The organism is Flavobacterium sp. NRK1, from assembly GCF_024054175.1.
Taxonomy (GTDB): Bacteria; Bacteroidota; Bacteroidia; order Flavobacteriales; family Flavobacteriaceae; genus Flavobacterium.
Genome location: NZ_JAMXLA010000001.1, coordinates 3587533 through 3600788 on the forward strand (window position 1 = coordinate 3587533; position 13256 = coordinate 3600788).

Below are 13256 nucleotides of genomic sequence, written 5' to 3' on the forward strand. Positions count from 1 at the left end.
CATATCAAATTAAAAATTCACTTTCAAATTAAAGCCGTAGGTTGCCGGCGACGGCATCTGCCCCATTTCTATACCCGGTAACAATGTATTGCCGTTTAATGCTGCCGTTTCGGGATCGTAGATCGGAAAATCAGATACAATAGCAAGATCTCTTCCAAATACAGAAAACTGTACAGAGCTAAGTCCCGTATCTTTAATCAAAGATTTAGGTAAATTATAAGCAAGGCTTACTTCACGTAGCTTTAAGTATGAAGCATCAAAAGAGTTAGATTCTATATTTGCTCTGCGGTAGTAACGTGCGTACCAGTCAGGGGTAAGTGCTTTTGTAGTGTTAGGAGAATACGAACCATCAGCGTTCTCCACAACACCATCACCTATTATAAAACCATCTTCTCTTCCATAATAAGTAGATGTAAGTTTACCCTGCTCCATAGACTTGTGGTGGGTCTGTGAGTATATTATACCTCCGTATTGTCCGTCTATAGTAACGCTCGCCGTAAAGTTCCCTATTGTAAATATGTTCGTTAAACCAGCTTTCCAGTCAGGACTTGCGTCGCCTATATACTGAATTTCATCGGGATATGCAGGTAAACCTGCATTATCATACACTATTTTACCTTCTGGAGATCTCACAAAACCATATCCGTATATAGCTGTGGTAGTACCACCTACTTTTGCAATTATAGAAGCTGTACCGCCTTCACCAATTACCTGTTGTCCCTGAATACCTTCTGCCAGTGATAGAACTTTGTTCCAGTTGCGGGACCAGTTAAGATTTGCCTGCCATTTAAAGTTTTCGTTGTCAAAAATTTTCCCTCCAAGTAATAACTCTATACCACGGTTCCTTACGTTACCCGCATTTAATACAGCATTATTAAATCCTGTGCTATAGTCAAGAGGTACATTGATGATTTGGTTTTTAGTATTACTTTCATAAACAGTACCATCAAAAGTCAGACGTTTATTCAGCATATACAATTCAAGCCCTGTTTCATAACTGGTAGTAATTTCAGGCTTATAATGATTATTGTGTAAACGTGTTGGAGCTGTTGCCGAGCTTGGAAAATCGCTCTGCCCATAATATTTTTTTGTGCTGTAAGGTGATGTATCGTTACCTACCTGCGCATAAGAAAAACGGTATTTTAAATAATCAACCGCTTTAGGCATGTTAAACATCTCCGACAATATAAAGCTTGTATTTACCGAAGGATAAAAAAATGAGTTGTTTTGTTCAGGTAGCGTAGATGACCAGTCATTACGTGCCGTAACATCTAAAAACATCATGTCTTTATAACCAAAAGTTACTAAACCATATAAACTGTTTACTTTTTGATTACTATCACTCGCTCTTACTAACGGAGCATTAACACCATTAGTCAGTTTGTATACATCCGGCACTACAAGCCCTTCAATTTCCGCCTCTAATTTTCTGTATTTCTGATTTCTCATGTTTCCACCGAAAGATCCTGAAAATGTCAGATCATCATTAAATGTATTTTTGTATGTAAGCAAAAAGTCCGTATTAACTTCCTGGTTCAGTATATCCTTACGCTCATAAAACCCTTTGGCATACCTGTTAATACTATAAGGCCTTTTCTGCTCCCTTTTCTGATTACTCTGATTAAGTGCAGATCTCAATAACAGATCAAAATGTGAAGTAAGTGTAATATTTGCAAAAATATTACCTATAATCTGATCGTTATCCAGTGTATTTGTAGCCTCATAGGCGATAAGGTAAGGATTATCTATATAAGAACTGAACGGATGTATCTGCTGAAGGTTCTCCTGTCCTTTTTGCCATATTGGACGATACCAGTCCAAATCTACATTTGGATTCTGGAAAATCATAAAGTAGGCAATAGAACCGTTATTGTATCCTGTAGATGGTAAATTGTCACTTGTTCTGTTGCTATAATTAACAGATGTTCCAAGTTTTATTCTTTCCGATACCTGATAGTTAGCGTTAACAGCAGCAGTAATTTTTTCGAAGCCTGTATTAGGCATTATCCATTCGTTTTTCTGGTGTCCCAAAGAAAGACGCATAGAACCTTTTTCGTCACCTCCCTGAACCGTTAAATTATTATTCAGTGTCATTCCGGTTCTCCAGAAATCTTTACGATTATCTGTATAGGGTTTCCATTCTTTCCTTACTAAAGATTGTCCTTCAACGGTAGGATCGTACTGGTAAAAATATTGTCCGTTAAACTCCGGTCCCCACGCACTGCTTGTACCACCTGTACTGGTTCCATCGTCAGAACCTCCGTAAGAATAATACGGAGCACCGTCCGGTCCAAAAGACTTACCTGTTCCCTGTCCGTATTTATATTGCCAGTCAGGCCATCTTTGTATTACATCAAAAGTTGCACCTGTACTGTAAGTAACCCCCAAACCTTTGTTTTTCTTTCCCGATTTAGTTGTAATTATAATAGCTCCGTTTGCTGCTCTTGTACCATACAGTGCAGATGCTCCTGCACCTTTAAGTACCGTAACACTTTCTATATCGTCAAGGTTAAGTTCAGATATACCGTTACCGTAATCTATTGGCGAATCTTCACCCATATATGCTGCCGAAGACCCTGAAGTAGTCATAGTCTGATTAACAGGTACACCATCTACAATAATTAGAGCAGTATTATTCTGAGGGTTAATTGACCTGTTACCTCTTAAAATTATATTTTGTGAATTAAGCGGTCCTGACCCTGATGAAATTATATTTAAACCGGCCACTTTGCCTTTAAGTGCAGAAGACCAGTTATTAGGTGTAGTTTTTCCCAGCTCTTCAGCTTTAATGGTCTGTTGCGCAAAACCAAGTCGTTTTTCGTCTCTTTTTATACCAAGGGCCGTTACTACAACTTCATTAAGTTCATTGGCAACCATGTTCAGTTTAATATTTATAGCAGGCTTTCCATCAACAGCAATCTCTTTTGTTTCAAAACCCATATAAGAAATGACCAGTACTGCCGAGGGGTCTGAAACTGTGATAGAAAAATTACCATCAATATCTGTCATAGCAATATTTTTAGTGCCTTTTTCTATAACAGTTGCTCCCGGCAGAGGTAATCCTTCATCATCTGTAACAGTTCCTTTTATTACCTTTTCAAAATCGGATTTAATAGCAGTAATAGTGTTATTAAGCTTTTTAAATCTTATACCTGTTTTGTCTGAAATCTTGTTTAGAACATTGTCTAGCATTTCATTTTCAGCATGTATAGAAATTCGTTTTGAATTACCTGATACCTTTTCATCAAATACGAAAGTATAAGCAGTTTTTTGTTCAATAACATTAAAAATTTCTGTTATTGTAACATTTTTAAGATCGAAAGAAATCTTCGCATCTGTGTTCTTTTGCTTCGGCAAAGCAAATGCCTGTATCACCATAAAAAAGGCAGTAAATACATAAAGATGCTTTTTGTGTGTTAATTGATTTAAAAAAATTTGTAGTTTCGTCTTCATTACTTTTGGGCTATATTTATTAGTCTGTTTTAATGCCCGTTTCTGTTGCAACCAGAGGCGGGTTTTTTTGGTTAAATAGCATGATTATTTTTTCTTATAAGCACGTGGTTTTTAGTTATATATTTAATTTCAAGTTCTTTTAAAAGAGCAATACTGTTTAGTACATTTTCTAATTTTTCATCTTTAAATTTCCCCGATATAATTAATTGCTTAAGGTCTTTATCTTCAAAATCAACCTGTATATTATACCAGTTCTCAATAATTCGGGCAGTTTCGCCAAGTGTAGTATTTTTAAGGAAAATTGTATTTTCTGTCCATGCAATACCATCATTGCTATTTTCTTTAGTAATTAAAAAGTCAAGATTTTTATTTAAAACTGCCTGAAGATTTTTAGTAAGTATTACTTTTTTACCGGAAGGAGAACTAACTTCAACTTTTCCGGTAAGTACACTTACTTTAGTGTTATTATGGTCGTAAGAATTAATATTGAAAGATGTACCCAGTACTTTAACACTTACATCGTGTGTAGCTACAACAAATGGTTGTTCAATATTTCGGTGTACTTTAAAATACGCTTCTCCTGTTAGTGTAACTTTTCTGGTTTTTCCAAAAGTTTCAGGATAGGTTACACTGCTGTTGGAGTTTAAAAAAACCATACTCCCATCCTGAAGTATTATTTTTTTGTGCTCTCCCTTAGCAGCAATTTGCGTGATTTCTTTAATTGGCGAAGTAATTAACTTAGATGTAATTGCAAGTCCTGCAATTACAAATAAAGCAGCAGCAATCTGTAATCTTTTGGCAAATTTTCTTTTTCTTTTTACAATTGGCTGTCCTGTAGCCGCTTTAATATTATTCAGTAATTTATACCCTACCTCATCAGAGGGTGAAAAATAAGCTGTGTTAGTATTTTGCATACTATCAAAAAAATACTCTACAAGCTTCTTTTCTTCTGTAGTGCAATTATTTTCCTCGTATTTTTTTACAAGAATTAAAAAATCTTCCTTCTTCAAAATATATGTTTTGCCAGTAAGTCACATTTAAACGGGCAAACAAGTAGTCAAAAAATGAGTCTTAATATTTTGTTAAAGAAATAATAGTTTAGTAAACATTAAAAAAACATAAAGATCACAATAAGGTGATACTGCCATTTATTAAGGCTGCTTCTTAGCTCTTTTAAAGCATTGCTTATATGTTTTTCTACAGTAAGGGGAGAAAGTCCGAGTTTTTTAGCAATTTCAGAATTGGAAAGATATTCAAAACGGCTAAGCTTAAACACTTCACGGCATTTAGGAGATAATTTATCTATCTCATTCATAATACCGGTTTCAAATTCTTTATATTCAACATCATTTACAGTTTTAACAGGAGTTGGCATCCCTTCCAGGATATCAAGATGATCTTTGGTAAATTTAAGGCTGCGGATATGATTCGCTATTTTATATTTTACAGCTCTAAAAAGATAAGCTTCGAGGTTAAGTATTACTGCATTGGGAGAATTGTTCCATAAACTGATAAAAAGTTCCTGTACAATATCTTCACAAACCTCTTCTTCATTATAAATCTTATAAGCATAAGAATAAAGCCTTCTCCAGTATCTGTCATAAATCACTTCAAAAGCAAACCTGTTTCCTTTAGAAACAAGTTTTTGAAGTTCTTCGTCAGATAATTTTAAAAGCTTACTGTTCATATAGGATTTTAAAATACAAATGAAGAACAATCCTATAAGCTTAGTTTAAAAACAGGTTTATCTTTGCGTTAAATAATTTATTATTCGAGTTTCGCAGCCCAGCCACCATTACGCACCATCTTAATGGTTATAGTATCACCTTTTTTAATCTGCCTAGTTTTCTTTCTGTAATCCATTGCCTGACGACCCGCATTTATACCATCTTCAAAATAAGTCATGGTGTATGTTTTTCCTTTTGCAAGAAAATCAAAATTAATAGTAAGGTTCCGTTCCGTTTCCTTACCATTGGTTATTGCTCCAATAAACCATTTATCACCTTTACGTTTAGCAACAACGGCAAGTTCTCCTGCTTTGGCGCTAAGGGCTTTTGTTTCGTCCCAAGTAGTGGGTACGGAAGTAATAAACTCAGTACAATCTAAATTTCTGTAATACAATGTTGGATTATCCGCAAGCATTTGTATGCCGCTTTCAAAAACAACATATAGTGCCAGCTGATATGCCCTAGTACCGATGCTTGCCGAATTAGGCCGTTCTGATATATAAACTTCCGGCTGCATGCTTAGCATAGCACCGGGTGTATAATCCATCGGACCAACTGCATTACGTATAAATGGATAATAAACACTATTGTCCGGTGTACATTCATTCATTCGCTCCATACCCCTCACTCCTTCGTACGAAATCAGGTTAGGATATTTGTACTCAAGTCCGGATGGCTTAAAAGCACCATGAAAATCAACAAACAACTGATGTTTTGCAGCTTCTTTAATGACATTTTCATAGTAATTAACCATTACCTGGTCGCTACGATCCATAAAATCAATTTTTACACCTGCAATCCCCCATTCATTAAAGGTTTTAAAAAGTTCCATATTTCTGTCTACCGTAAGCCAGGTAAGCCACAAAACTATGCCTACTTTTTTTTCTTTTCCGTATCGAATAAGTTCTTTCAAATCCACTTTTGGATTAGGCGTATAAGGATCTGTAGTACTCATTGCCCAGCCTTCATCCATTATAATGTATCTAATACCAAATTTAGATGCAAAATCAATATAATATTTATAGGTATCAAGATTATAGCCTGAAACAAAATTTACATCGGGACCATAAGGTGAGGCATCATTCCACCACTCCCAGCTGGCCTGGCCGGGTTTTATCCATGCGGCATCTTTCAGTTCACTTTTTGGAGCGAGCTTAAGTGTCATTGTGTTTTCAATAAGCTGCCTGTCATCTTTAGTTATTACAAAATAACGCCACGGAAAATTTCTGGTTCCTTTAGTCTTTGCTATATAATCTGCCTCCTTTAAAATCTTAAGGCTTCGGTCTCCATCAGGGCCAAATTCTAAAGGCACTTTAGGAAATGTAGCTACAACACCTGCCGAAGTTCCCTTAAGAAACATCCCGGGGTAATCAGAAAGATCTGATTCGCTGATTAGCATTTTGTATTGTTTTTTAGTTTCAATCAATACAGGTAATGTAGACATTTTATCAGCTGCTTTCCAATCTTTGGATTCAATATGCGTATAGGCTTCTTCACTGGAAGTTTTAAATCCGTCAGGCTGCTGTAAATGCAACAAATAATTGTCCGGGAAATTAATAGCAAAATCTTCGTTAATTACTTCAATATCTCCCTTTTCAGAAGTGATAAAACGATAGGCAATTCCATCATTAAACACTCTGAACTCTACTGAATACGATCCTTTAAAATTCAGCATTAAATAATTATAATCATTACTAACCGAAGAAAATTTTAAAGGAACAGCCGGTTTTATAATTTCAGTAATATGTCCTGTTTTGCTACTTAATAATTTCGGATTCGCACCCAATACTTTATTTCTCAGATTTAAACCCAAAAATCCATCAGACATTAAAACTTTATTTTCTACTAATAATGAATAGTATATTTTATCACTTAAAGTGATAGCTATTTTTATACTACCATCGGGTGATATTACTTCAAACTTTTTTTGTTGTGAATATGCATCCGACACAAATAAAATTAATAGGAATGTGAATAATTTAAAAGCTTTCATAGGAGTGGTTTTATGAAGCGTCCCGCATTAAGCGGGACGCTGGTGAAATTTCCCCATGTAATGGGTTAAAAACTGAATAAATGTTTGTTGGAACTGTTTTAATCTTATTTAGTCTGAACTTCAATCTTTCCACCATTTTTAAAAAGATCATGCGAGATAAAGTAACCGTTTATTTTTGATCCGTTTACTTTAATCGATTTTAGATCTCGCTTGCCATTAGGGTTAGTTATTGTCAGCTTTTTGCCTGTTGGCATAGTCCAGTCAACCTCTTTAAAAATAGGTACTGTAACTATATATTCAGGATCGGCAGGTGATAACGGGTAAAGTCCAAGCGCTCCAAAAACATACCACGAAGACATTTCTCCGGCATCATCCATACCGCACATTGCAAGTTTCTCAGGGCCAATGCCATACATTGTATCAAGGATCTGATCAATACGCTTCTGCGATTTTTCAGGTTTATTTACAAAATAATACGAAAACGGCGCTTCATGATCCGGCTGGTTTCCATGGCAGTACTGACCAATAAAGCCTGATATGTTCCATGCTATATAATCCGGATTCCACGGTTTTGTGAATAGAGTATCTAATTTAGCTTCAAAAGCTTTTTCTCCACCATAAAGCTTAACAAGGCCTTTCATATCATGGGGTACATAAAATGATACCTGCCATGCATTTGCTTCACGATACATGTATTCATAATATGGAAATTCAGGATTAAACGGAATGATCCATTTACCATCTTCAAGCCTTCCTCTCATAAAATTGGTAGACTTGTCAAACACATTAGCGTAATTTTTAGAACGTTTAACCAAATCGGTATAATGTTCGGTATCATTAAGTTCTTTAGCTAATAGTGAAAGTGCATGGTCATCATAAGCATATTCAAGTGTTTTTGTTACTCCGGCATGCGCTTTTGTTTCTATTTTAGGATCTTTAATATCAGGCTCAGAAATATAACCCTTAGCTATATATTCAGATATATAAGGTCTGGTACCGCCTTCTTTATAAGCATTATTAAGTAATAGCTTATAGGCTTTGTTTACATCATAATCTCTAATTCCTCTCAGGTAAGATCCCGCAATAAATGATGCAGCATGGTCACCATGGAAAAAAGTAGGTATAAAACCTTTAATTTCTCCTTCATTAATAATAGAGTTAATAACGTCATTAGTAACATCCGGAGACATTATGCTTAGTAGTACCAGTTTATTTCTGTAATCATCCCATAAAGATGGTAATGTATAATAACGATAGTTTTCCTTTCTTACTTTGCCGGCTTCATCTGTAAACTGACCGTTTACATCACTACGCAATGCAGGCCACAAAAATGACCTGTACAGCATGCTGTAAAACATAACATCCTGTTGTTTGCTGCCGCCCTTTACCTGAATTTTAGAAAGCAAGTTTTCCCATGTAGTACTGCCTTCTTCAAAAACCTGGCTAAGGGTTTTATTACCCACTTCTGCTTTTAAATTTTCAGCAGCATTTTCTGTACTTACAAAAGATAAAGCTATTTTAACTGTAACAGGATTAGCATCACCATCTTTTATATTAACCAATGCATAACCACCACTTTTTGCCATATCTTTTATATCCAGTTTATCTATAGCGCTGCTTAAAGTGGCATAAAAGTATATTTTTTCTCCACCTGTTCTCTGAAAACCAGATACTGCATTTGTGCCTTCCTGTTTTATCTGCCAGTCATCTACATGATTGTTTGCTGTACCTAAATCAAAAAGAACTTTTCTGCCTCTATTATTTTTAAAAGTATATTCATGCACACCGCAACGCAAGGTAGAAGTTAACTTTACCAAAACTTCGTACTCTTTTAAATAGACCTCGTAATAAGCCGGACTTCCTTTTTCCTGTGTATGACTAAATGATGATTTATAAGGAAATGATACTCCTTCCGGCACAGGCAAAAGAGGAAGATGACAAAGATTCCAATGCCCTTTATTGGTATGTGTAAAGCCCAGAATACTGGTATCTTCATATTCATATCCGGCACCAGACCTATATTTTGTAATAGGGCTTAACTGAACCATTGCATTAGGCACCGATGATCCGGGGAAAACCAAACCAGCCCATACACGCATATCTGAAGGCGGTGTATATCCTATTATTTTAGTGTCTAATAACGGAGCCGTACCTATAAATGGATTTACTAAAGCTGTATATTTTCCTTCGGCAGGTCCGCCCCCTGTTTCCTGTGCTATTGCATTGCTACAAAAACAAGACAGGGCAATTACTGCCAGCGTAATATTCTTTTTAAATTTTATCATTGTAACTAATTTTTATGGCGGTTACTAATTATAATTCAAGTACTTTGGGCTGCTTTTGATAAGTCTCCCATAGTAATTCTCCAAATAATGTATTTGCCCATGCAAACCATGATCTTGTAAAGTTTTTAGGATCATCTTTATGAAATGACTCATGCATAAATCCTGTATCGCCATGAGTAGCTTTAAGAGTTTTAATGCACTCTTTTACTTCCTGAGGATCTGTACTTGTTAACCCTCGCATAATAATTGCCATTGGCCATATCATATCCATACCTACGTGTGGTCCTCCAATACCTTCAGCTGCTTTTCCTTTAAAAAAGAAAGGATTGTCTTCTGAAAGAACAAACTTGCGGGTATTTTGGTAAATAGGGTCTTTAACATCCATAGCATCCAGATAAGGTAAACCTAATAAACTAGGCACGTTGGCATCATCCATAAGAAGGTGGTTACCAAAACCGTCTATTTCAAAGGCATAAATATTTCCATATTTAGGATGTTTTACAATTGCATACTCTTTAAGCGCTTTTTCTACCTCAGCTGCCAATGCATCCAGGTCTTTTGATGTGGCATTGTCCTTTTTTATATCCCTCATCATCTGGGCTGCCTGTTTAAGGCTTACTACTGCAAAAAAGTTAGATGGTATAAGGAAAGAAAAAACAGTTGCATCATCACTTGGACGGAATGCTGAACATATTAATCCTACAGGTTTAACCGGATAACCATATCCTTTTAGGGCTCTTGTATCTGTAGCAAACTGTGTTGTTCTTTGAAAACTATAAGGGTTCTTACCATCTTTTTGCTGCTGATCTTTAAATACTTTTAGCGTAGTTTTTATAGCTTTTACCCAATTTTCATCAAAAGGTGAAGTATCACCTGTTGTTTTCCAGTAATTATATCCTAAACGTATAGGGTAGCACAATGAGTCTATCTCATATTTTCTTTCATGAACACCCGGCTTCATATCGGTATGATCTGTTGTCCATTCTCCCTTCTTATCAGGATCGTTATAAAAAGCATTAGCATACGGATCTTTAAGAATATACTCAGTCTGCCTGTTTATAACCCCGGCAATTAAGTTTTTTAATTTAGCGTCTTTACCCGCAAAAGCCATATAAGGCCATACCTGTGCAGAACTATCCCTTAACCACATTGCATCAATATCTCCGGTTATAACGTAAGTATCCGGTCGTCCGTTTTTTTGTGAATGGGTGACTGTTGTATCCAGCGTATTAGGGAAACAGTTGTTAAATAACCATGCCAGTTCTTTGTCTTTTACATTCTTCTGAAATTCTGTAATTGTTTTTTCAATAAAATCACTTTCAAAATTTCTTTTTCCTTTAGCAACCCTTACTACAGGAAAATCTTTAGTCATATTAGCAGCAGCCATTATTTCCATTGGATCTATAAGGGCCAGACTGCTGAATAAAGCTGTATTTTGTATAAATTTTCTTCTTTCCATTATTATATATTTTTAAATTAAAGGCAAAGCCTTTTTATATTATTCATTAGTTAATGAGTAAGGAAGGTCATCTTTTTTAGTACCTCTGTCTTCGTTTGGTACATCTGTCATTTCAACGTCTATAACAGCACCTTTCATAAGTTCCGTGTAGCTCAGATAATTTTTAGTGTAATTTTTACCATTAAACTGCATAGCGTTTATATACCTTTTATCAGCGCTATTGTCAGGTGAGTTTATAATTACCTTTTTTCCGTTTTCAAGCTGTAGTGTAACCTTTTTAAATAACGGTGCTCCTACTACGTATTGGTCTGATGCCGGTGTAACGGGATAAAAGCCCATGGCAGAAAACACATACCAGGCCGATGTTTGTCCGTTATCCTCATCACCACAATAACCATCCGGATTTGGATTATACAAACGGTTCATGGTTTCTCTTACCCAGTATTGAGCCTTCCATGGTTTACCTCCATGATTATATAAATAGATCATGTGCTGTATAGGTTGGTTACCATGAGCATACTGCCCCATATTGGCTACCTGCATTTCTCTCATTTCATGAATAAATCCGCCATTAAAGCTATTGTTAAATATCGGAGGCATAGCAAAAACACTATCCAGTTGTTTTGTAAATACCTCTTTACCTCCCATTAGATCAATAAGCCCCTGAATATCATGAAAAACTGACCAGCTGTAATGCCAGCTATTTCCTTCGGTAAATCCTTCACCCCATTTAATAGGATCAAAAGGTTCCATAAATTTACCATTGGTCATTTTACCACGCATTAAATTATGGGTTGGGTCAAACAGATTTTTATAGTTCTGGCTGCGTTTTTTATATAGTTCGATTTCTTTTTTAGGACGTTTTAAAGCTTTTGCCAACTGATATATAGCAAAATCATCATAAGCATATTCCAATGTACGGGCGGCACTTTCGTTTACAACATCATAAGGTACATACCCCAATTTTATATATTGTTCAACTCCAGCCCTTCCCACAGCTTTCATCGGGCCTGCATTGTTTGCGCCATGTATAACAGCTTCATACAGGTTTTGAATATCATAATTATTATCGGCTCCAATTTTTAAATAGGCATCTGCAACTATGGATGCCGAATTGTTTCCTACCATAATATCCCTTAAACCGGGGCTAGCCCATTCCGGCAGCCAGCCGCTTTCAGTATAAGCATTACTAAGACCAGCCTGAATTTCAGCGTTAACCTTTGGATACATTAAATTAAGAAAAGGAAACAGCGAACGAAATGTATCCCAAAAACCTGTATCGGTATACATATAACCAGACAGTACTTCACCATTATAAGGACTGTAATGTATTATATTACCTTTTGCATCATGCTCATAAAATTTTCTTGGGAAAAGCAATGAACGATAAAGGCATGAATAAAAAGTTGCAGTTTGAGCAGCCGTACCGCCTTCTGTTTTTATCCTGCTTAAATTATCATTCCAAATCGTTTTGCCTTTAGCTTTAAGTTGGTCGAAATCATTATTACCAATTTCATTAAGGTTAATTTCTGCCTGTTCAAAGCTTATAAAAGATGAGGCTACTTTGGCATTAACCTTTTCTCCATCTTTGGTTTTAAAACCAATTACCGCCCCTGTGTGATCCGCCTGTAATTCAAGCGCATTACTTAAAACATCACCATTAAATGTAGATGTAACAGTAAACTCTTTATCAAAAACAATAACAAAATAATTTTTAAAATTCGCAGGTACTCCACCACTATTCTTAGTCGTGTAACCAATAATCTTCCTTTCCGAAGGTATTATTTTTATGTATGATCCTTTATCAAAAGCATCAACAACTATATAAGCATCTGTTTCCGGAAAAGTAAACCTAAACCTCGCTGCCCTTTCAGTAGGAGTAATTTCAGTTGTAACATCATGCTCGGCCAGGTACACGCTATAATAATAAGGCGTAACAGTCTCTGTTTTATGAGAAAACCAACTCTGCCTGTCCTGCTCTTTAAAACGAAGTTTACCGGTAATCGGCATTATCGAGAACTGTCCGTAATCATTCATCCACGGCGATGGCTGATGCGTTTGTTTAAAGCCTTTAATTCTTGTTGCTCTGTAAGTATATACCCATCCGTCACCCATGTTTCCTGTTTGGGGTGTCCAGAAATTCATTCCCCATGGCATAGCAATAGCAGGATATACATTACCATTAGAAACATCATAATCAGAATCTGTACCCATTAACGGATTAACCCATTCTACAGGAGTTTTAATATCGCTAACAGGTACAGACTGACTACTAACCAGGTTGAAAGTGAATAAACCCAAAAATACTAAAGCAACTCTATTTTTGTTAGTAGCCAAAA

7 protein-coding genes are annotated in these 13256 nt (G+C 35.9%); all 7 read right to left on the reverse strand.

Annotated features, from left to right (window positions below; genetic code table 11):
• Window positions 1-9: 9 nt before the first annotated feature.
• Window positions 10-3453 (reverse strand): SusC/RagA family TonB-linked outer membrane protein, encoded by a 3444-nt coding sequence (locus NHE85_RS16520; RefSeq protein WP_252813245.1) that lies wholly within the window; start codon window positions 3451-3453, stop codon window positions 10-12.
• 71 nt (window positions 3454-3524) lie between these two features.
• Window positions 3525-4463, reverse strand: coding sequence for a FecR family protein (locus NHE85_RS16525; RefSeq protein WP_252813246.1), 939 nt, complete (start codon window positions 4461-4463; stop codon window positions 3525-3527).
• Between the two features lie 98 nt (window positions 4464-4561).
• On the reverse strand, window positions 4562-5140 hold the full coding sequence (locus tag NHE85_RS16530; protein WP_252813247.1) for an RNA polymerase sigma-70 factor: 579 nt from the start codon (window positions 5138-5140) through the stop codon (window positions 4562-4564).
• A gap of 80 nt (window positions 5141-5220) precedes the next feature.
• Entirely contained in the window at window positions 5221-7173 is a 1953-nt protein-coding gene (locus tag NHE85_RS16535; RefSeq protein ID WP_252813248.1) for a glycoside hydrolase family 97 protein, read from the reverse strand.
• Window positions 7174-7277: 104 nt separating this feature from the next.
• Entirely contained in the window at window positions 7278-9458 is a 2181-nt protein-coding gene (locus tag NHE85_RS16540; protein ID WP_252813249.1) for a GH92 family glycosyl hydrolase, read from the reverse strand.
• A gap of 28 nt (window positions 9459-9486) precedes the next feature.
• Window positions 9487-10917: a glycoside hydrolase family 125 protein gene (locus tag NHE85_RS16545; RefSeq protein ID WP_252813250.1), complete on the reverse strand. Its 1431-nt coding sequence runs from the start codon at window positions 10915-10917 to the stop codon at window positions 9487-9489.
• Between the two features lie 39 nt (window positions 10918-10956).
• Window positions 10957-13254, reverse strand: a complete 2298-nt coding sequence (locus tag NHE85_RS16550; protein WP_374676569.1) for a GH92 family glycosyl hydrolase — start codon at window positions 13252-13254, stop codon at window positions 10957-10959.
• Window positions 13255-13256 lie beyond the last annotated feature (2 nt).